Annotated in this window: 26 protein-coding genes; 17 read left to right on the top strand and 9 right to left on the bottom strand. The window is 33.2% G+C overall.

Features of this window, described 5'->3' with window-relative positions:
• The first annotated feature begins 12 nt into the window (after positions 1 to 12).
• From IJ258_RS00665 to IJ258_RS00655, 3 genes are read left to right on the top strand one after another with little or no spacing between them, the layout of a single operon-like run.
• On the top strand, positions 13 to 2,274 hold the full coding sequence (locus IJ258_RS00665) for a DHH family phosphoesterase (protein WP_292801617.1): 2,262 nt from the start codon (positions 13 to 15) through the stop codon (positions 2,272 to 2,274).
• A 4-nt stretch (positions 2,275 to 2,278) separates the two neighbouring features.
• Positions 2,279 to 3,163 (top strand): zinc ribbon domain-containing protein, encoded by an 885-nt coding sequence (locus tag IJ258_RS00660; RefSeq protein ID WP_292801615.1) that lies wholly within the window; start codon positions 2,279 to 2,281, stop codon positions 3,161 to 3,163.
• Positions 3,163 to 4,146 (top strand): zinc ribbon domain-containing protein, encoded by a 984-nt coding sequence (locus IJ258_RS00655; RefSeq protein ID WP_292801613.1) that lies wholly within the window; start codon positions 3,163 to 3,165, stop codon positions 4,144 to 4,146. Before IJ258_RS00660 ends, IJ258_RS00655 begins: the two co-directional genes overlap by 1 nt.
• Here the strand turns inward: IJ258_RS00655 and IJ258_RS00650 are convergent, their stop codons facing one another.
• Positions 4,147 to 4,437 carry a winged helix-turn-helix domain-containing protein gene (locus IJ258_RS00650; protein ID WP_292801611.1) on the bottom strand — a complete coding sequence of 97 codons (291 nt, stop codon included), beginning with the start codon at positions 4,435 to 4,437 and terminating at the stop codon, positions 4,147 to 4,149.
• Between the two features lie 153 nt (positions 4,438 to 4,590).
• Between IJ258_RS00650 and IJ258_RS00645 the strand changes: the two genes are divergently transcribed.
• The 8 genes from IJ258_RS00645 (at position 4,591) to rrp42 (ending at position 10,553) form a co-directional block, all read left to right on the top strand.
• Positions 4,591 to 5,244, top strand: coding sequence for a zinc ribbon domain-containing protein (locus IJ258_RS00645; RefSeq protein WP_292801609.1), 654 nt, complete (start codon positions 4,591 to 4,593; stop codon positions 5,242 to 5,244).
• Positions 5,245 to 5,314: 70 nt separating this feature from the next.
• Positions 5,315 to 6,025: a ribonuclease P protein component 3 gene (rnp3, locus tag IJ258_RS00640; protein WP_292801607.1), complete on the top strand. Its 711-nt coding sequence runs from the start codon at positions 5,315 to 5,317 to the stop codon at positions 6,023 to 6,025.
• Complete coding sequence (locus IJ258_RS00635) at positions 6,015 to 6,371, top strand: Rpp14/Pop5 family protein (RefSeq protein ID WP_292801605.1); 357 nt, start codon at positions 6,015 to 6,017, stop codon at positions 6,369 to 6,371. The genes rnp3 and IJ258_RS00635 overlap by 11 nt, the downstream gene beginning before the upstream one ends.
• A gap of 212 nt (positions 6,372 to 6,583) precedes the next feature.
• Positions 6,584 to 7,357, top strand: coding sequence for an archaeal proteasome endopeptidase complex subunit alpha (gene psmA / locus IJ258_RS00630; RefSeq protein ID WP_292801603.1), 774 nt, complete (start codon positions 6,584 to 6,586; stop codon positions 7,355 to 7,357).
• 34 nt (positions 7,358 to 7,391) lie between these two features.
• Positions 7,392 to 8,093, top strand: coding sequence for a ribosome assembly factor SBDS (locus tag IJ258_RS00625; RefSeq protein WP_292801601.1), 702 nt, complete (start codon positions 7,392 to 7,394; stop codon positions 8,091 to 8,093).
• 21 nt (positions 8,094 to 8,114) lie between these two features.
• Positions 8,115 to 9,038: an exosome complex RNA-binding protein Rrp4 gene (gene rrp4 / locus IJ258_RS00620; protein ID WP_292801599.1), complete on the top strand. Its 924-nt coding sequence runs from the start codon at positions 8,115 to 8,117 to the stop codon at positions 9,036 to 9,038.
• Positions 9,039 to 9,060: 22 nt separating this feature from the next.
• A complete protein-coding gene (rrp41, locus tag IJ258_RS00615) occupies positions 9,061 to 9,756 on the top strand; it encodes an exosome complex exonuclease Rrp41 (protein WP_292801597.1) in 696 nt (231 codons plus the stop codon).
• Between the two features lie 11 nt (positions 9,757 to 9,767).
• Positions 9,768 to 10,553 (top strand): exosome complex protein Rrp42, encoded by a 786-nt coding sequence (gene rrp42, locus IJ258_RS00610; RefSeq protein ID WP_292801595.1) that lies wholly within the window; start codon positions 9,768 to 9,770, stop codon positions 10,551 to 10,553.
• On the opposite strand, the gene IJ258_RS00605 is transcribed toward rrp42, so the two are convergent.
• Genes IJ258_RS00605 through IJ258_RS00580 form a run of 6 tightly spaced genes read right to left on the bottom strand, consistent with a single transcriptional unit; the run spans position 10,550 to position 14,642 of the window.
• Positions 10,550 to 11,179, bottom strand: coding sequence for a molybdenum cofactor guanylyltransferase (locus IJ258_RS00605; protein WP_292801593.1), 630 nt, complete (start codon positions 11,177 to 11,179; stop codon positions 10,550 to 10,552). The genes rrp42 and IJ258_RS00605 overlap by 4 nt on opposite strands.
• A gap of 18 nt (positions 11,180 to 11,197) precedes the next feature.
• Positions 11,198 to 11,956, bottom strand: coding sequence for a hypothetical protein (locus IJ258_RS00600; RefSeq protein ID WP_292801591.1), 759 nt, complete (start codon positions 11,954 to 11,956; stop codon positions 11,198 to 11,200).
• An 18-nt stretch (positions 11,957 to 11,974) separates the two neighbouring features.
• On the bottom strand, positions 11,975 to 12,538 hold the full coding sequence (cbiT, locus tag IJ258_RS00595) for a precorrin-6Y C5,15-methyltransferase (decarboxylating) subunit CbiT (RefSeq protein ID WP_292801589.1): 564 nt from the start codon (positions 12,536 to 12,538) through the stop codon (positions 11,975 to 11,977).
• The gene (locus IJ258_RS00590) at positions 12,539 to 13,087 is read right to left on the bottom strand and encodes a UbiX family flavin prenyltransferase (protein WP_292801587.1); all 549 of its coding nucleotides are present in this window, start codon (positions 13,085 to 13,087) and stop codon (positions 12,539 to 12,541) included.
• Between the two features lie 9 nt (positions 13,088 to 13,096).
• Positions 13,097 to 14,323: an HD domain-containing protein gene (locus tag IJ258_RS00585; protein WP_292801585.1), complete on the bottom strand. Its 1,227-nt coding sequence runs from the start codon at positions 14,321 to 14,323 to the stop codon at positions 13,097 to 13,099.
• Positions 14,324 to 14,327: 4 nt separating this feature from the next.
• A complete protein-coding gene (locus tag IJ258_RS00580; RefSeq protein ID WP_292801583.1) occupies positions 14,328 to 14,642 on the bottom strand; it encodes a hypothetical protein in 315 nt (104 codons plus the stop codon).
• Positions 14,643 to 14,900: 258 nt separating this feature from the next.
• Here IJ258_RS00580 and IJ258_RS00575 point away from each other — a divergent pair, with 258 nt between their 5' ends.
• Both IJ258_RS00575 and IJ258_RS00570 read left to right on the top strand, forming a co-directional pair.
• A complete protein-coding gene (locus IJ258_RS00575; protein WP_292801581.1) occupies positions 14,901 to 16,115 on the top strand; it encodes an ammonium transporter in 1,215 nt (404 codons plus the stop codon).
• A gap of 13 nt (positions 16,116 to 16,128) precedes the next feature.
• A complete protein-coding gene (locus IJ258_RS00570) occupies positions 16,129 to 16,467 on the top strand; it encodes a P-II family nitrogen regulator (protein WP_292801579.1) in 339 nt (112 codons plus the stop codon).
• An 81-nt stretch (positions 16,468 to 16,548) separates the two neighbouring features.
• Here the strand turns inward: IJ258_RS00570 and IJ258_RS00565 are convergent, their stop codons facing one another.
• Positions 16,549 to 17,151, bottom strand: coding sequence for a S24 family peptidase (locus tag IJ258_RS00565; RefSeq protein ID WP_292801577.1), 603 nt, complete (start codon positions 17,149 to 17,151; stop codon positions 16,549 to 16,551).
• A 4-nt stretch (positions 17,152 to 17,155) separates the two neighbouring features.
• The gene (aroD, locus tag IJ258_RS00560) at positions 17,156 to 17,833 is read right to left on the bottom strand and encodes a type I 3-dehydroquinate dehydratase (protein WP_292801575.1); all 678 of its coding nucleotides are present in this window, start codon (positions 17,831 to 17,833) and stop codon (positions 17,156 to 17,158) included.
• A 130-nt stretch (positions 17,834 to 17,963) separates the two neighbouring features.
• Here aroD and IJ258_RS00555 point away from each other — a divergent pair, with 130 nt between their 5' ends.
• The 4 genes from IJ258_RS00555 to IJ258_RS00540 are packed head-to-tail and all read left to right on the top strand — an operon-like array spanning position 17,964 to position 20,972.
• A complete protein-coding gene (locus IJ258_RS00555) occupies positions 17,964 to 18,689 on the top strand; it encodes a hypothetical protein (RefSeq protein WP_292801573.1) in 726 nt (241 codons plus the stop codon).
• Positions 18,690 to 18,700: 11 nt separating this feature from the next.
• Positions 18,701 to 19,564 carry a succinate--CoA ligase subunit alpha gene (gene sucD, locus IJ258_RS00550; protein WP_292801571.1) on the top strand — a complete coding sequence of 288 codons (864 nt, stop codon included), beginning with the start codon at positions 18,701 to 18,703 and terminating at the stop codon, positions 19,562 to 19,564.
• A complete protein-coding gene (gene hmgA, locus IJ258_RS00545) occupies positions 19,565 to 20,767 on the top strand; it encodes a hydroxymethylglutaryl-CoA reductase (NADPH) (RefSeq protein WP_292801569.1) in 1,203 nt (400 codons plus the stop codon).
• 1 nt (position 20,768) lies between these two features.
• On the top strand, positions 20,769 to 20,972 hold the full coding sequence (locus IJ258_RS00540; RefSeq protein ID WP_292801567.1) for a hypothetical protein: 204 nt from the start codon (positions 20,769 to 20,771) through the stop codon (positions 20,970 to 20,972).
• The last annotated feature ends 273 nt before the right edge of the window (positions 20,973 to 21,245 follow it).

Below are 21,245 nucleotides of genomic sequence, written 5' to 3'. Positions count from 1 at the left end.
TCGAGGTTTTAAATGAAAACTAAATGTCCAAAATGTAAGGGAATCGGTTCTGTTGTGGTCGACTACAAAGAATGTGATGCATGTGGTGGAACCGGTTATGAAGATGATGTTTTTGATATAGGAAATCATTTTAAAGGAGTTAACAGTAAAGCACGTGATAAATTTGACCTTGGAGGAGAAGAGGATATTCCATGCGAAGCATGTAATGGAAAAGGGCAAGTGGAAGTTTATGAAGAATGCCCTCATTGTCATGGAACAGGTCAAATAAATGTATGCAGGGACTGTGGAAAGCTTCTTGATGAAAAATATGATATATGTCATGAATGTGGAGAAAAAAGAAAGGCTGATAAAATGAAGCATGATGAATATGAAGCTAGAAGAAAACAGGCTCGGGATGTTTATGTTCTTGATTCCCTGTGTAATATGAAGGATATTGATAGGGATAAGTTATATAAAGGAAAAATTACTAGAATAGAACGTTATGGGGCTTTTGTTTCATTGAACAATAATGTTTGGGGACTCATGAGAGGAGATGTCTCTGAATATAATGTAGGTGAAGAGGTTATTGTATTTGTAACTTCTATCAAGTCAAGAGAAGGGAAAATTGATTTTGCTCCTGCATATGTTGAAACTTATAATCTTAAAAGACTCACCAAATCCATTCCAAGAACCCTTATCAGTCAGCTTGATGAGAAGAAAGGAAAGATTGTACGGATTGATGGGGAAGTTCAGCAAATTCAGCAAACTTCCGGTCCAACAATTTTCATCATTAGTGATGAAAGTGGCACTACTGAAATCGCCGCATTTGATAAGGCGGGTGAGAGATCCTATCCTGAAATCGAATTGAATGATGCTGTTCAGGTCATAGGTGAAGTTAATGAACATAGTGGAAAAACACAGATTGAGTCATCTTCAATGATAAAACTTGATGAAGAAAGCACACGCCAATTACATAAATTGATAGATGATGCATTAAACAGGAAAGCTCAACCAAAAGATGTTGAATTCTTGGTCAAAAGTGATGTTTTAAATAGACTTAAACCTAAGATGTATGAGGCTGCCCAAAGAATTAGAAGGGCAATACTTGATGGAAGAACTGTTCTTCTCAGACACCACAATGATGCAGATGGTATTGTTTCTGGTGTTGCAATGGAAAAGGCTATTGTTCCATTGATTCAGAAGGCCAATCCGAGCAATGATGCTGAGTATTACTACTTTAAAAGGTCTCCAAGTAAAGCACCATTCTATGAACTTGAAGATGTAGTCAAGGATCTGTCTTTTGCACTGGAAGACCAGGAAAGACACGGTCAAAAGTTGCCTTTAATCGTATTGTTGGATAACGGTTCAACAGAAGAGGATATTGTTGCATTAATGCAGGCAAAAATATATGACATAGAAGTCGTAGTAATTGACCACCACTCTCCCGGAGATTTAATTACCAAAGATGAAAGGGATGGAGAGATTTATGGTGCAACTGTAGCGGTTGATGAATATGTTGACTGTCATGTAAACCCATATCTGGTAGGTGGAGACTCACAGCTAACAGCAGGTTGTCTTGCAACAGAAGTGGCACATATCATAAACCCTGACGTTGAAGAATTAATTAAACATTTGCCGGCAATTGCAGCTTTGGGAGACCGTGCCGAATGTGGTGAAGTTTACCAATACTTAAAGCTTGCTGCCCAAAAGGGATATAGTCAGGAACACTTAGCAAAAGTTGCAGAATGTGTAGATTTTGAAGCTTATTTCTTAAGATTTATGAATGGAAGAGGAATAATGGACACTATTCTTGCTGTGGATAATTTGGATAAGCACAGAAAAATGATTGATGCATTATATAAGGAATATCAAAAAAGAATCGATACTCAACTTAGAGCAGCATTGCCTAATATTAAGCAAACCCAGCTTGAAAATGGAATCTACTTTAACCTGTTGGACGTTGAAAAATTCGCCCATAAATTCACATTCCCAGCTCCTGGAAAAACCTGCGGATTTGTACATGACCATATAATCAAACAGTTAGGTGAAGATAAGCCTATTGTTACCTTAGGTCATGGGCCTGATTTTGGAGTATTTAGGGCAACTGATGCTGTAAACGAACAGTATGGATTTAATGTAAATGAAATAGTCACAAAAATGATTGAAAATGTTCCTCAGGCAGGTGTAGATGGAGGAGGTCATGAATGTGCCGGTTCCATTAAATATATTGAAGGATTAGGTGAAGAGGTACTGTATAAAGTTGTAGAGGAAATACAGTCATTATCCAGAAAATGATAAAATGCATTTAGAGAACTATTGTAAGATATGTGGACATAGAATACTTCCAAATGAACCCTATTGTACCGGATGCGGTCATAAAACAATATATGATGCAAGTAATGATGTCTATGTTTTCACACCGCCAATTCACAATATAGGGTTTTTCAATTTTTCAATTGATTTTTCTCCATATATCAACTCTAATAAAGATGTTAAATATGATATTTGCTCTTGCGGATACCTGAATGATATTAATGATGAATATTGCTATATGTGTGGAGCTAAAAGATCACAAAGCAAGCTCTCTAAATTTTTAAAACGAAAATCCAAACCAAAGTTTTCAGTGGATACAGTATTATGCGAATGCGGTAAAGTTAACTCTAAAGACAACGTTTTCTGTGAGATGTGTGGAAAGCAACTGAAGGAAGATGAGATTGAAATTCCTGACAACTACAGTAATTTCAACATCGAATTCAACGATTCTATATTTTGTTTTTGCGGTGAGGAAAATGAAAAATTTTCCAAATTCTGCCGTAACTGTGGTTTGCCTTTGTCCAACTATGGAAACATAGGAGAAATGGCAATTTTATGTACCTGTTCTAATTTAAATGAAATCACTTCTGATTTTTGCATTGAATGCGGTAACAATTTAAAAAAGGAAGATACCAAAATACTTTGTGTTTGTGGACATAAAAATCAAAAGCATTTAAAGTTTTGTGAAAAATGTGAAAGGCCATTGAATCCTCAAAGGAATGTCAAGACAAAAATTGTATGTTCCTGTGGAGAAATTCTTGATTGGGATACAGAATTCTGTTCCAATTGCGGTAAAAATATTAAAATAAGATTCATGCATAAAAATTCAATCACTGATACTGTGCGCAGTCTTAAAAACATGTTGGGGTAGTGAGAAAAGTGAAAAGCTGTGACGTATGTGGAACTTTAAATTTTAAAGAAAATAATTACTGTACACATTGTGGTAATAAACTTATTTTAGAACATATTTGTCCAATATGTGGTCATAGCAACAGTGATTTTGCTACTCATTGTGTTAAATGTAAAAGTCAAATCAACCCTATCAGTATTGATGATTTTGAGATTCTATTTTCACATTTCAATCAAGAGTTGTTAGCTAATGCAGAAATATCAGATGAGGAATATAATCAGATTTTATCAAATATTTTTGCAAAAGCAGATTATATTGATATTTGGGGAGATACGATAAAAAATAAAATATTAAATTTTGCAAGTATTTTTACACAGTGCAATCCTAAATCAAGAGGCTATGAAAGAGGATTCATATTTTTGGGAAATGGTATTTATTATGATGATAGATTATCGGATTCGGTTCAGATTGCAACAATTATCCATGAATTAGGGCATTTTTTCTTATTTACTATTATTGAAAGCTTATTGTGCCATATGTTTAAGGTAAAATCATCTTCAACTCTTCAAAGTTTCATATGGCATTTTATGACTTTGCCAGAGTTTAGAATTATGAATGAATACTGTGCACATACTGTTGAGGGAAGATTTGTTCCATTTGGGTATCAAAACTACGGATCTTTTAATGTTTTGGTCGAAAATTCTAATTTTGATGAAGAGTCATTGGAAAGTATGATAACATTAGGAAATTCCTTTGCTAATGAAATAATCATTTATTTGGAAAAGTATATTGATGAAGATTTAAGAAATGAGATAAAAATGCAATATAGAAAAGATTTGACTCCACCTACAAATGAATCAATTTTTAAAGAAACAGATAAAAGTTTTCCATTGTTTTTCAAAAATACGTTATTATTAAAATTATTATGTGATGTTTTAAGAGAGTGCTCATTAAATGAAGATTTTAATGAATTAGAAAGTATTAAGGAAGGGATTGAATTATAATTATTCCTCACTGTCCTCTTTTTCTTTGATAGTTTCTAATACATCTTTACCGGTATCGGTTAATCTATATAATCTTCCTTTACGGGCTTCTTCATTAATACATTCAACAATTTCTTTGCTTTTTAATTCACTTAGAACCTTTGAAATATGATTAGTTCTAATTCCACTGTCTTTAGCAATATTTGTTGGTATTTTAACATCATCACCGATGGATTTTAGTGTTTTTTCTCGGTATTTGGATATTTGAACATATGAAGTTAATTTCAAAAGTTCATCGTTCTCTTTCACCATAATAAACTATATAGTCTTTATGATATAAAATATTTTATAACACTATACAATTAAATTAAACACTTTTTGAATTATTATACATTTGATAAGTAAATTTTAATAATAGTGTAATATATAAAAATAATAGTGTAATACAGTTTTTTAATTGATAATATGAAATGTAGTAACTGTGGATTTGAAAATAAAGACAAGGCAAAATTTTGCACAAAATGTGGAAATTCGTTGATTGTAAAGCCAACAGAAAGTGTACCTGCAAAATCAAATAATTCCAAATATCTTATAATTGGATTGATTGCCATTATAATCATTTTAATCGCAACAATAGGTTATTTTGCATTGAATACTAATTCTGATTCCGTGGTAAGCAATGAAAATTCACAAAATGCTGATTCTCAAAATAATGTTCAATCTGTTGGGGAATCAGATAATGAGGCAAATGAAGAGTCTGATTCAGCAAAAACCACAACTGTTTCTTCTTCAAAAACTTCAACTACAACGCAAAGCGATTCTAAAGAATGGGTATCTATAGGAAGTTATTCAGGTAAAGGTTCAGGTTCTGAAACTATCAATGTTCCTGAAGGTAAAATTATGGTAAAACTTTCAGCATATCCAATAAAAAATTATGCTACTAATCATTTATATGTAACCGGTTCTAATGGAGAGTCCGGCGGAGTGGATTGGGGTTCTAAAAGTGCAGTTGAAACCAGATCAGATTCATTTACATATACTTCATCATCTGAAGAGATATTCACAATAGATTATTATGAAACTGTCAATTGGGAAGTCGAATTCTTTAGATATCAATAAGTGATTGTTTATCACTTATTTTTTTATTTTTTGATAAATTATTAATATATAAAATTATAAAGTAATTACTATGTTTTTTGATTTAAACGTTAAGGGAAGTAGCTTAGAAAATAATATTAAATTAGCAAATCTGGCTTCTCAGTATGGTTGGCATCATATTAATTTTTCATATAATCAAAATGATTTTCAAAACGCCTTAACTTTAAAAACTGACTTAAGAGATTCTTTGGAAAATATAATTGATTTTGATTATACTTTGGAAATTAAATCAACAAACATTAATGAGATCAGAAAAGTGAGTAATAAATTTAGAAATCAGGCATTATGCATTTCGGTTGTTGGTGGCGATTTAAAGGTTAATCGGGCAGTTTTGGAAAATGTCAAAATAGATGTTTTATCAAGACCCTATTTAAAAAGATATGATTCTGGACTAAATCATGTTCTTGCAAAGGAAGCTGTAATGAATAATGTAGCTATTGAATTATGTTTTAAGGATATTTTGAGAAGCTATTTGGCTCCTAGAGCGAAAATCATATCAAATCTAAGAGATATTTATACATTATATAGAAAATTTGACTTCCCTTTGATATTGTCATCAAGAGCAGAATCTGTTTTTGATATTAAAACCACTCATGATTTTCTTGCTGTTTTTAAACAAACCGGATTAACTGATGATGAAATCCATAAATCATTTAAAACCTCAAAAGATATCTTGGAGTTTAATAAACATCGTGATGATTTGATATTTAAAGGTGTTAGGAGGGTTCAGGATGAAGCTTAAAGTATTGCCTCCAACTCTTCGGAAAAATAATAGGTATCTGACATTGGATATAAAGTGTGATTCTATAATCACCAAAGATGATTTGGTAAATATTATTTGGGATGCATGTATTCGATTTCAAGGTGAATGCAATACCTCCAATTTTAATTTATGGGTTATGAAATTTTATGAAATCGAGAAAACAGAGGAATATGTTCACTATAAATCAATTGTCAGGTGTCAAAGGGATTTCTGTGATGATGTCAGGTCAAGTCTTGCATTAGCTGCAAAATATAATGGTCACGATATTTCATTAACTACAATCGGATTGTCCGGAACTATTAAGGCATCACAAAAATTCATTTAATTACTTTTTGTTATTTTAAAATAGAAAACTTTATAAATAAATATAATTATAAATATCAATTGGATTTATGGAAAAAAAGAATAAAAAATATTTTAATTTACTGCCTGTTGGTGATTAAAATTAAAATTTGCCTTTTCATGGAAGATTTGGTTTTATTTTTTTAAGTTGTCGAAATATAAAATATTATGTTTATAAAAATATGAGGTATTAATATGCAACCTTTACAAAATGCTGGATATGATAGGGCTATTACTGTATTTAGCCCAGATGGAAGACTTTTCCAAGTAGAATATGCAAGAGAAGCTGTTAAAAGAGGAACTACATCTATAGGTGTAAAAAGTTCAGAAGGTATTGTTTTAGCTGTAGACAAAAGAACCACTTCAAAATTAGTTGAAGCATCATCTATTGAAAAAATATTTAAAATAGATGAACATATTGGAGCAGCTACTTCAGGTCTTGTTGCTGATGCAAGAGCACTGGTTGAAAGAGCAAGAGTTGAGGCACAAATCAATAAAATCACCTACTCAGAGCCTATTCGTGTAGACAGCTTATCTAAAAAGCTATGTGACATGTTACAGTTATACACTCAAAATGGTGGAGTAAGACCATTCGGTTCCGCTTTAATCATTGGTGGTGTATATGATGGTAAATGCAAATTATTCGAGACTGATCCTAGTGGAGCATTAATTGAATATAAAGCAACTGCTATCGGTTCAGGAAGATCTGCTGCAATGGATATCTTTGAAGAAAAATATGAAGATGACTTATCATTACAAGGAGCTATTGAATTAGCATTAACTGCTATTAATGAAGCAACCGACCATGAAACTACTTCAAATAATGTAGAAATTGCAGTTATCAAAATCGAAGATGAAAAATATGTAAAACTTTCTCAAGATGAAGTACAAAAATACATTGATGAAGTACTGCCTAAAGAAGAGGAAGACGAAGCAGAAGAATCAGAAGAAGATTCTGAAGAAGAATAATTATTTTCTAATTAGTTAGTTAGGAGATGCTTTGATGGTAAATGTTGATGAAGCTATAATTGCTAAATATGAGTACATGGGAGAACACTTTGAAATATTGGTTGACCCTGATTTGGCAGCAGATTTTCGAAATCCTGATGGTCCAGATGTTGCCATCGAAGATCTTTTAGCTGTTGAAGAAATTTTTAAAGACTCTAAAAAAGGAGATAAAGCTTCTGATGAAGCTATGAATAAAATTTTTGAAACTACTGATCCTATTGAAGTTTCTAAAATTATACTTGAAAAAGGAACTGTCCAATTAACTGCTGATCAAAAAAGAAAGATGCAAGAGGATAAAAGAAAACTTGTTATAAATAAAATTGCGAAAGAAGCAATAAATCCTCAAAATGGACTGCCTCACCCAGTTCAAAGAATTGAAAATGCATGTGATGAGGCTAAAGTAAAATTTGATCCGTTCACATCAGTTGACCAACAGGTCCAATCAGCACTGAAAGCCATTAAGCCACTTATTCCAATCCGTTTTGAAAAAGTAAAAGTAGCTGTTAGACTTCCAGGCTCTGCAGCCGGAAGTGCTTATAATGTAATTCATGGATTTGGAGAAATAATTAATGAAGAATGGCAACAAGACGGTTCATGGATTGGAATTATTGAAATGCCTGGAGGGCTTCAAAATTCATTTGCTGCTAAAATGGCTGAAATTTCAGGTGGAGAAGCAGAAACTAGAACTCTTAAATAAATTCATTTTTATGGGATTATTATGATACATGTGGAAAATAAAGATTTAGTTATTCCAGGTCAAATATTGGCCGATGACGAATACTATTCAGGAAGAGGTACCTTTAAAGAGAATGGTAAAGTTTGTTCTTCTTTACTGGGACGTGTTTCTTTAAGGAATAAAAAAATCAGAGTTATTCCTTTAAAAAGCAAATATGTTCCTAAAAAAGGAGATGTTGTAATTGGAAAAATTAAGGATGTCAGATTCTCAATGTGGGATGTTGACATTAATTCACCATATTCTGGAATTTTACCTGCTTTTGAAGTGTTTGGTCGTGAGAAAAAAGAACTCAACAAAGTATATGATGTTGGGGATGTGCTATTTTTAAGAGTTGTCGATGTTGATGAAATCAAAAAGGCAAAACTCGGTTTAAAAGGTAGAGGAATGGGTAAATTCAAGGGAGGAATAATTGTAGATATTGCTCCAACCAAGGTTCCTAGATTAATCGGTAAAAAAGGTTCAATGATCAACATGATTAAAGACAAAACAAAATGTAAAATTGTCGTTGGTCAAAACGGTCTTGTTTGGGTTAAAGGAAACGAAGATATGGAACAACTTACCCGTGACATAATTCATTTAATTGAAGCTGAAGCTCATACTTCTGGTTTAACAAATAAAATTAAAAACAAATTATACTTAGCTATTGATGGTGAATTGCCACCTGAAGAGGTTGAAGAAGAAGAGGAATTTGTTTTAGAAAAACCTAAACTTCAAAATTTTAAAGAAGAATTAGAACAAGAAGAAAAAGAAGCTGAAGAAAAAGCAGCAGAAGAAGAAAATGAGAAAAAAGAAAAACCAGATATTGGTGAAGTTATAGAAGAATTCAAAAGAAAAAATAAAAGCAAAGATGGTTCATTATCATATAGTGATAACTCCAATAATTCTTTCATATTAAATAATAAATGATTCTTCAAAATTAGAGGTTGATATGATGTCAGATTTAATAAGAGATGATGGTAGGAAATTTGATGAATTACGTCCTATTAAAATTGAAGCAGGTGTTCTTGAACGTGCAGATGGTTCAGCTTACTTGGAAGTTGGTGGAAATAAAATATTAGTGGCTGTTTACGGTCCTAGAGAATCATACATTAGAAGATTGCTTGAACCAAATACTGGAGTTATCAGATGCAGATATAATATGGCTCCTTTTTCAGTCGATGACAGAAAAAGACCTGGACCAGACAGAAGGTCATCTGAAATTTCTAAAATCACTGCTGATGCTTTAAGACCAGCATTAATGTTAGAAAATTATCCTAGGTCAATGATTGATATTTATATAGAAGTAATAGAAGCTGAAGGAGGAACCCGTTGTGCTGGTATTACAGCAGCTTCTGTTGCATTGGTTGATGCAGGAATCCCTATGAAAGATATTGTAGTAGGTTGTGCTGCAGGTAAAGTTTATGATGAAATCGTCCTTGATTTATCAGAAAAAGAAGATAAGGAAGGACAAGCTGATGTTCCAATAGCTATGATGCCAAGAACTGGTGAAATCACATTACTGCAAAGTGATGGAGATTTAACTGAAGAAGAATTTGCAAAAGCAATTGATTTAGCTATGGAAGGATGTCGTAAAGTAAACGAGATTCAAAAAGAAGCTTTAATGAAAAAATATTCAATTGAATAGTGGGTGGAAATATGGAGATAGTACCAGAAATTACAAGAAAAAGTATTGAAAACCTTGTCAGCAATGATAAAAGAGAAGATGGCAGGGCACTTGATGAATATAGGGACATTTCTATTGAAACTAATGTTATTTCCAAAGCTGAAGGTTCTGCTCGTGTAAAAATTGGTGGAACTCAAGTTATTGTTGGTATTAAACCACAACTTGGAAGCCCATTTCCAGACACTCCTGATTTAGGAGTTTTAATGACTAATTGTGAAATGTTACCGATGGCTGATCCTACTTTTGAACCAGGACCACCTAGCGATGATTCAATTGAACTTGCACGTGTAGTTGACAGAGGTATTCGTGAAAGTGAATTGGTGGAATTAGACAAGTTATGTGTCGAAGAAGGAAAACACGTTTGGATGTTATTCATTGATTTGCATATTATCGATAACTGCGGAAACCTTTTTGACGCATGTGAATTGGCTGTTATGGCTGCACTTAAAACTACTAAATTGCCTGTTGCAACTATCGTTGATGAGGAAGTTGTCATTAGTGAAGATGAAACCTTTGACTTACCAATTAATAATGAATTAGCTTTATGTACTTTTGTTAAAATTGGTGATAAAATGGTTATTGACCCAACATTATCCGAAGAAAGCGTAGCTAGTGCTCGTTTAAATGTTGGAGTTACAAAAGATGGTCACATCTGCTCAATGCAAAAAGGTGGAAAAGAACCATTAACTAAAGACGATATTCTTTTTGCTGTTAATTTGGCAGTAACAAAAACAAAAGAGTTAGTAGAACATCTTTAAATGTCTTCAGGACGATTAAGATTTCTAAATTCTTTTTTTTCTATTTTTTTATTATCAATCAGTACAAATTTTGCATCTATTTTTTCAATTAATCCTTTAATGTGCAGGGTATCCTCACTGATTAATCTTTCAATTTCAGAAAGTATATTCTTATTATAGATGGAATGTAGTGGTTCTGATGTTTTCAGTTTATTTTCAATGTCGTGGTATGGAACAACAGCTTGGCAATTATCTTCAATTTCATTAAAAATAGTATTTATATATTTTTTGGAAACATATGGACTGTCACATGGCAGTATTAATGCATAATTGCTGGTGATTTGTGAAAGTCCGGTCATGATTCCAGGCAATGGGCCTTTGTTTTTGATTTTGTCCTCGACAAAAGTGATGTTGTAGGTGTAATCTTTAGGATCAATAAAATCGCAATATTTATCAATCCTTTCCTTATTGTTTAATACGATTACAGCTTCATTTATCTGATTGTTTAAAGTGGAGAGTATGTGTTTAATCATGGGTTCATTTTGAATAATCATAGACCCTTTGTCCTGACCCATTCTGCTACTCTTACCTCCACATAAAATAATGCAAGATTTAATATTTTCATTGTTATCATATTCATTACTCATATTAAATCTCTCCAGAATTTATTTTACATAAACATCTGCATCTTCATCAAATGGATTGGTACGTATGATTAATGCAATCATATATGGATAGTGTTTATATAGATATTTCAAATAATAAACCCATTCATGCACTAGTTTATCATAAACTCTTTGCATATCTCCATTCAAATGACCAAAATCAGCATCGCTGACCAAAGCCAAATCACTTCTGTGTACCAATTCTTCATCAAGGTGAAGTATTGCATTGACTAAACCAGTAAATTCTTCTTTTTCAAGTAAATTAGGATTATTTATCAGATTAATAATAAATTCTCTTTTACTTTCAAGAAATGTTCTTAAATTTTCTAAGAATTCTTCACGTTCTTCAATGCTAAGCTCTGCCTGAAAATCAAGTGAAGAACCTTTAAGCTCAGCTAATTTGTTATCAAAGTCTTCTTCAGTCCAATTTTTAATGGATTTTAAGTTTTCAGTACTGGCCTTATATTTATTCACAGTACTTAACTGATTAATCAGGTCGTTTCCAACTTCTGAAAAGAATGTACTCATAAGCATATCTAACTTTTCAAGCATTGCCTCTTTTTCTTTTCTTTCAATAATCTCATCAAGTAAAAATGCAACAAGCAATATATCTACTGGAATAAATCCTAAATGTGTCCATATATAAGATATAATGTGTTCGGCATCACCTAAAACAAGATAATTAGATCCATAAATAATTATTATTAAAATAACCATTAATATGGAAAATTTCACTTTCCAACTTAAACGTTTACTCATTTTATAATCTCCGAATTTTTATCGTTTTTTAGCAGTAATAATAGCTATCGGGTTTTCGCTAATCATTAGAATTCCTCTGTCAAGAATTCTACCGTTTGAAGCATTAATTTCCATTAATTTGGGATTATATCCTAAATTTTTTAATTTATTCACTGCTTCAACTTTAGTGTCAACCAAAATGGCTGTAATTATGATTCTACCTTTGGAATTTAATTTTTCATCAACAATCTCTAAGATATTCTCGAGTTGTCTGCCACTGCCCCCAACAATGGCAATGTCAATATCATCAATTTCTTTTAGGGCATTTGCCCCATCATCATTAATCAATGTGACATTATCTCCAAGACCAAACTTCTTAAGATTTTTTGAAGTTATATCAATTGCTTCAGGGTTGGTGTCAATGGATATTACCTCGCGAGCTCTTTGAGCAAATTCGCAAGTAATTCCACCTGTTCCGCAGCCACAATCAACAACCTTGTCTTCTGATGACACATCAGATTTATATAAAATTATTGCTCTTATGGCTTCTTTTGTAGGTCCTGGAACATCACAGGATTTAATAAAATCCTTATCTTCTAACATTTACTCCCACCTTTTAAATAGATTATTCTCAATTTTTAAGGAATCTAAAATCTTTCCCACAATAAAATTAATCTGGTCGTCAACGGTATCGTGTGTTGAGTAAAAACCAGGCATTGCAGGCAATATTATAGCTCCTTCTTGTGATAATGTTAGCATATTTTGTAAGTGAATGCTTCTCAGTGGAGTTTCACGCGGTACAATGACAGTAGGTCTGCGCTCTTTTAAACTCACATCAGCAACTCTTGTTATTGTATTTGCACCATAGCCATTGGCTATTGATGATAATGTTTTCATGGAGCATGGCGCTATTACAAGACCATCTGCTTTAAATGATCCGCTGTTTATAGAAGCAGTCAAGTCATTGAAATTATAATATGTGTCTGCCAGTTCAATTACATCATTAACTTTGTATTCGGTTTCTGATTCAATAACAATTTTTGCAGCATCACTTATTACTAAGCTATTCTCAATTTTCAATTCATTTAGAGCTTCAAGAAGTCTTATTCCATATATTACTCCACTTGCTCCTGTAATTCCAACAACTATCATATTTTTCTCCTAAAATAATTTGATTTGGTCATAGTGAATTCCATGGAATTTTTCACGGTCAATTTCAGGTAAATCGATGTAATTTTCCAGTTTGAATTTCTCGAACTTGGATTTTTCTTCTTCTGCAACATAAACGCTGATGTCTGGTATATTGAATCTTGCTTTACTTAATGCACCGATTATGTTTGAGATTTCTGTTAATGGGAATAATTTTCCATCAACACTTACCTGAGTTTTCATTTCATCAAAACGAGGATATTCGGCGATATTTACGAATACATAATCTTTATCAATTTCATAGTCTTCACTTATTTCTTCTTCAGCTTTTCTAAGCTCGGACGCTTTGATTTTATACATTTTTTCAGGGAATTTAAAATTATCCAATCTGATTGTTTTTACCCTTTTTGGAATGATTCTGTTGTCCAGTCTGTGCATAATGTCATTTGCATATTCATTTTCACAATGTCTGAATGTTGCTATAATGTCTGAATCATCATATTTGTATATTTCACGTTCTTCAATTATGCCGTCATCAATTGTTTTTTTTAAGGCTCTTCTAAACATTGTATTTACTATTCTTGTTGTATGATGTTGGTATACGCTTGGATACATGAAATATCTTGAAACTAATGCTCCCTCTGCTGCTTGAACACCTTTTATATCTAAAATTAATCCGTCGCTTAATTTTAAATTTGAAATGATTCTTTCATAATCTATAATTCCATAAGATACTCCTGTATTATGTGAATCCCTTAAAAGATAATCCATCCTATCTACATCAAGTTCTCCTGAAACGATTGGTCCTAAGTGTCCTTTCCCATTGATGATGTCAACGATTTTGTTAACATCAAATTTTTCTTCAAGCAAATCTCTCATTGATGTTTTAGTTATCACATATTTTGATAATTCTTCATGGGGAACAGATAATACTCCTTCTGAAACATGTGAAAATGGTCCATGGCCAATATCATGAAGAATTGCTGAGGCTCTTATAAGTTCAACTTCATCTTTGGATAATTCGAGTTCTTCAGCTAGTTTTGATCCCAGGTTCATTGTTCCAACGCAGTGTTCAAATCTTGTATGTGTTGCACCGGGATAAATTAAACTTATCAATCCGAGCTGTTTAATTCGTCTCAAACGTTGAAATTGGGGCATGTCCATTATTTTTACTTCAAAATTGTTTAAGCTAATATCTCCATAGACACTGTCTCTGATAAATTTCTTTTTTTCACTCATTTTATCAGTCTTCCTTGTAATCTTCTTCCAATTCTTCGTCAGTTTCATTCCACGAATCTGTTGTATCGTCGGTGTCGTTTGTGTCATAGGTTATGTCATCTGCTGTAGTGTTTGTAGTGGTATTTGTATCATTTTTTGGAATAATTGTTGGTACATAATCTATGTGGGCAGGTTCAAAGCTATCATTTTCAAGCTGTAATAATTTATATGAGTCGTAATCATCATGGATTGTAAATGATGCGACAGTTGAGCTAATACAAAATGCAATAACAGCAATTATTAAAAATACTATTAAATTTGCTTTTATTGAACCTCTCATAATAACACTTTTACTATTTTTAATTATAAAATTAAACTATACTATTATTATTTTTTTTAAAAGCTATTATTTAATGCTTTGCTAAAATTAGACTTTTTATTTATTTTTGAAAATTTCTTGGACAATTAAACAAAATGTTTATATGTGATGAGATTCAATCATTATATATCGGAAGTATACTTCCGACAGTATATTGCCGACTAGTGTTGGTGATAATATTAATTTAACAAATAATTCAAAAATCAAGAGAACGATAAAATGGTTATGTTTAGCGCAGGAGACACAGCATGGATATTAATTTGTAGTTTACTTGTACTATTAATGAGTATTCCTGCTGTTGCATTTTTCTATGGAGGACTAAGTAAACGTAAAAATGTATTAAATACAATATTTCTAACATTCATCGCATTTTCAATTGTAAGTGTAATCTGGGTAATATTCGGATATCAGTTTGCATTTGGAAGCGATATTAACGGTTTAATAGGATCACCAACCAATTTCTTTTTACAGGGAATTGGGCTTGATGATTTAAATGGAACAATTCCGACCTTATTATTTGTAATGTTTCAATGTGCATTTGCAGGATTAACTGTAGCACTTGTATCTGGAGCATTGGTTGGAAGAATGAAAACCAAAGCATGGGTAATTTTTGTCCCAATTTGGGCTTGTTTAGTATACATCCCTATTGCCCACTGGGTATGGGGAGGAGGATGGCTGATGCAAATGGGCGCACTGGACTTCGCTGGAGGAGCAGTAGTTCACATGAACTCTGGTGTAGCTGCATTGGCTGTTGCAATTGTGTTAGGTAAAAGAAAAGACACCTCTTTGATTCCACACAACCTAGGTTATGCAGTTTTAGGAGCAGCATTGCTATGGTTTGGATGGATGGGATTCAATGGAGGATCAGGACTTGCTGCAGATGGACTGGCAGCAAATGCAATAATTGTATCAAATGTTGCAGCTGCAATAGCATTGATTGTATGGTGTTGCCTTGATACTTATGTAGTAGGAAAACCGACAGTGCTTGGTGCAATTTCCGGAGCAGTGGCAGGACTTGTTGCAATCACTCCGGCAGCAGGATTTGTTGATGTTCCAGGAGCATTAGTAATTGGAGCAGTGGCACCATTCGTATCATACTTCGCAATCTACTACTTAAAACCGAAACTTGGCTACGACGACGCTTTAGATGTATGGGGAATTCACGGAATGTCTGGAATATGGGGAGCAATTGCAACAGGAATATTTGCAGTTCCAGCAATAGGTGGAGTTGCAGGTTTAATTGCAGGAAACCCTGAACAGGTTGTGATACAATTAATCAGTGTAGTTGCAACATTGGCATATTCCTTTACAATAAGTTTCATCCTTGCTAAAGTTTTAGATAAAGCAATGGGCGGAATAAGAGTAGACGACCATCAGGAAGTTGGCGGACTTGACAGCCACTTGCACGAAGAATCAGCATACAACTTAAATTAAGTGAGGTTAAAGTATGAAACGTATCATAGCGATTATCAGACAGGAAAAATTTGAAGATGTAAAAAAAGCATTAATGGAAGTTGGATGCGAAGGAATGACCGTGTCTGAAGTTAAAGGAAGAGGAAGTCAGCAAGGAATCAAAGAATCATACAGGGGATCAAGTTACTGTATAGATTTAATACCAAAAACACGTGTGGAGGTCGTTGTAAAAGACGAGGGATTGGATTTGCTTGTTGAAGCAATCAGAAAAGGAGCATATACCGGCAACATTGGTGACGGAAAAATATTCATCCAACCTGTTGATGATGTTATAAGAATTAGAACAGGTGAATCAGGGGATGGTGCTGTGTAGTTCATCTCCTAAAACCATATAACACTATTTGGTATCTCCCTTCGGAAAATAGTACTTTTTTAAGTATTATTTTCCATTTTTTTAATAATCGATTACCACACCATTAATGTCTGAAATATCAACCCATGTAGAAATCCCTTTAATTTCATACAGATAACCGTTAATGTATTCATATGATATTTCCTTATTGTCACTGACTAAATGAATGTTGTTTCCATTTATTTGGTCAACTCTTTTTATTATTCCACCATATTCGTCACTATCAGCAACAACAATATCTCCAACATTAACATTATGGGTTTTATTTAAAAGAACTGTTTGTCCATCTTGCAAGGTTGGAAGCATGGAAGTTCCATCAACATAAATAATAACCGGAATCTGATTGGAGCCAATGCTTGAATCAAGATTAATTTCAGCATCCTCCAGCCCGTATTCTCGACAAAGATTTCCAACATTATTTTTATAAGATGAAATGTCTGTTGTTGTGTCGTTCATAACATTCAATGTGTAATCACAGATTTTCTCGTTTAATCCGTGCTTGTCGATATCGGCAAAGGTGGTAGTTTCAACGCTTACGTTTTCACCATCAATATAAATATCAACTGAATCATTTCCCAAAAAAACAATTCCTAAAAATACAATTAAAATAATAATAATTAAAGCTAAAATAATCTTTTTAGCCATAATTTCACTCGTCCATAATATTCAAATCCATGTTTAATAATGCTTTCATGGTTTCAATGTCAATTTGGCCGGGGGCAGTCACATCAGTACCTGCCGCAAAAGTAATCGGTGAATCAAATTTTGAAGCCATGACACGAGTGTAACTTCCCAAATCGCCCATTGATATGGCAATAGTATCTTTACAATGAGAAAGAACTGCTAAAATGGTTAAAGTATCCTCCAAATTTTGTGGCATAAAAGCAACTTTGGCAATATCTCCCAATTCATGTTCCTTATCAACAATATACATTATCTCATTTAAATCAGGAGTTTTATCAAAATCATGATATGAAATGATGGTTTTAGCATTGGTATTTTGAATTAATTCAATGTATTCATCTTTAGTTTGAAGCTCAATGTCAACATAATCCACAATATCACTGCATTGATATAATATGTTTATACGCTTTTCTTCAGAACCCTTAAATGAACCTCCTTCTGAAGAGACTCTATTTGTTGCAATCATTGGAAAATCAATCTCTTTGATTGTATCTCTAATTTCGCCGATGTCATGATTTTTTAAAGCATCTATTCTGAACTCCAAAACATCTGCACCTTTATCTATACAATCATTCGCTACTGTGATTACATCTTTGCAATTTTCTTGAAAAATGGGAATTGCAATTTTTGTTTGTGAATACATTAATTAATAATTTAATCATTGTCATTAATTAAAGTTTCTTAATATTTATATAAATTAAAGAACATATTATATATCAATAAAATTTAAAAATTTTATTTATTTGTTAATTAATTATATACAAGGTGTTAATTTGAAAATTACAGCTATAGGTGCAGATATATCAAAAAATGATGTATCTTGCAGTTCTAAGCTAGTAGAAACTATTGAAAATAACCTTCAAACTGTAAGTGAATTAGGTGCAAGAAGTGTAGCTTTAACAAATGTCACAGGTGACGATGTGGTTGTCAGTGCATTTGTAGAAGATGATTTGCTTGAAACCGTAAATGAAGGACTAGTTAATGTTTTAAAAATGAGTGCAGAACACATTGGAGATTTATCAGGAATTTCAGACAACCCTGATGATGCAGGGGAAGGAATTTCATATGCCGAGGCAAGCATAAGACCAGACAGATTTCCTGATGCAATTGTTTTAGGTTTTGATACATATGGTGGAGAACCATTTGTGGCTGATGTTGCAAACTCAGCAATTGAAGCGGCCCGTGGAATGGCCAACTGTACTGATGTATCAGATTACATTGAACCGAAAACAAGAAAGATACCTGGTGTCGGATATGTTTCACCTGAAACCGATGATCCGGTAGTAGTTGCAACAATAGAAAATATAGAATCAGTGGGTGTTGTTGCAGGTGCAATGATTGGGGCTGCACTTGGAAATAAGAATGTTTATTTAGTTAAAAGAGGAACAACTTGTAATGTATTGCCAGGTAGTGTAATATTTTCAGCTACTGCTTTTATGAATGGAAATGTAATAGATTTAGCTGTTCCATTTGAAAATAAAACTAGAATATTAAGATAGGGGGTTTATTAATGATTTTATTAAATGAGGATACAAAATGTTTAGTTCAGGGAATAACAGGTAAGCAAGGTTCATTCCACACAGAACAAATGTTAAAATATAATACTAATATTGTTGCAGGTCTAACACCTGGAAAAGGAGGTCAAAAATTCCTAGACCAGGTTCCAATTTTCAATTCCATGGAAGAAGCGACTGAAGAGGTAGATATCAATGCTTCAATCATTTTTGTACCTGCAAGATTTGCAAAAGATGCAGCATTTGAAGCAATCAGACACTTGGATTTGGTTGTCATTATATCTGAGCACATTCCAGTTCACGACAGTATGAAAATCATGGCATACGCTAAAGAAATGGGCACTACAATTATCGGTCCGAACACTCCGGGAATTATTTCTCCTGGTGTCGGTAAACTAGGTATCATGCCAACCCATATCTTTTCTGAAGGAAATGTTGGTGTAATTTCTAGAAGCGGTACATTAACATATGAAATCGCAAGTGAACTAACCAATGCTGGAATCGGTCAAAGTACTGCAGTAGGAATTGGTGGAGATCCTGTTACTGGTGATAATTATGTTGACATCTTGAAAAGGTTTGAAAAGGATGATCAAACTGAAGCTGTTGTTCTAATTGGTGAAATTGGAGGAACTGCAGAAGAAAGGGCAGGTAAATTTATTGCAGAAGAAATGACAAAACCTGTAGTATCATACATTGCAGGAAGAACCGCACCTCCAGGTAAAAGAATGGGACATGCTGGAGCAATCATTCAAGGAAATTCCGGTACTGTTGCAAGTAAAACCAAAGCTTTAAATGAAGCTGGTGTGGAAGTAGCTAAAAAACCATCTGAAATTGTAGAATTACTTAAAAAGGTAATGTAGATGTCAAACCAGGAAATTATTGATAAATTATTAAACGGTGAAATGAAACTTTACCAAGTGGACAGGGAAGTTTCAGCAAAGGAAGCGACTGATATCAGAAGAGAATTTCTGGAACAGAAATATGATTTGAGTTTATCCAATATTGCAAATTACACTCTTGACATGGAAAGGGCTTCTCGAAGAAACATTGAAAACTCAATCGGTGTTCTTCAGTTGCCGATGGGTATTGCAGGACCATTAAAAGTGAATGGTGAGTACTGCCAAAGGGAAGTATTTGTTCCCTTGGCAACCTCTGAAGGAGCACTTGTTGCATCAATCAATAGGGGTGCATCAACAATAACCTCATCAGGAGGAGCCAATGCAAGAGTAGTCTCAGATATCATGACTCGTGCACCGGCAATCAAATGTGAAGGTGTAAGTGATGCTTTAAAAATAAAACAATGGTTTATTGATAATTTCGATGAGTTAAAAGAAATTGCAGAAAGCACAACTTCTCATGGTAAACTAATTAAAATAGACCCTATCCTAATAGTTGGAAGCTATGTATATCCAAGATTCGTATTCTCAACAGGAGACAGTATGGGAATGAATATGGTGACTATAGCTTCTGAAAAAATCCTAGACAAGCTAGCACAAGACACCACCGCAACACATATTGCATTAAGCGGTAATGTCTGTGTTGACAAAAAACCTGCTGCTATAAACATTGTTGAAGGAAGAGGAAAAAGCGTTATAGCAGACATTCTAGTTCCAAAAGAAATAGTTGAAAAGAAATTGAAAACAACTGCAGAAGCAATAGTTGAAGTAAACACTGCTAAAAACCTAATAGGTTCAGCAGCCAGTGGATCAATGGCATTCAATGCTCATTATGCAAACATGGTTGCAGCAATATTCTTGGCAACCGGTCAGGATCCTGCACATGTTGCTGAAGGTTCTCTAGGTATCACAACAGCAGAAAACAGAAATGGTGATTTATACTTCTCAGTAAACCTACCGGATTTGCCTGTAGCAACTGTCGGTGGAGGAACCAGTTTGGAAGTTGCTCATGAAGGATTGGAAATCCTTGGAGTTGCAGGTTCCGGAAAAGCACGTGAATTTGCAGAAATCGTTGCATGCACAGTTTTAGCAGGAGAATTATCTCTTGTTGGAGCACTAGCTGCAGGACACCTTGCAAGAGCTCATCAGGAACTCGGAAGAGGATAAAATGGATGATTTCTTAGATGAACTGTATCCTGAATTAACTCTTGAAACTGATGATATCATCATGACAATAGCAGTTAAAAAGGACTATTCACAAATCAAGGATTCAAATAAAAGAAAAGAAGAATTCATTAAAGATTTGAATGATTTCATTAAGGAATTTAGTGAAACACAAGAGTCTGATGAATTCATTGCTTATTTTGAATAGTATTTGGAGTCATGCGAAAACTTGCATGATTACTTCAATTTTTTATATAATTTTGTTTTTTAATCTTTTTGAATGATTACTGTTTGAGTAATTATTTTGAAAATATTTTTTTTTCTTTGAATGACTATGCTTATAAATTATCAGTTTATCTGACTTAAGGATGTAATCATCAACTTTAATCATCAACCAAAATAATACCTAATCATCAACATGTAAATTACTATTTTTCTACCCCTCATAATTAAGTTCCATAGTCAACTCGATAAGTTTATT

The organism is Methanobrevibacter sp. (genome assembly GCF_017468685.1).
In the GTDB taxonomy this organism is placed as follows: Archaea; Methanobacteriota; Methanobacteria; order Methanobacteriales; family Methanobacteriaceae; genus Methanocatella.
Note: the sequence above shows the minus strand (reverse complement) of the source record. Positions and strands in the feature narration are given on the sequence as shown.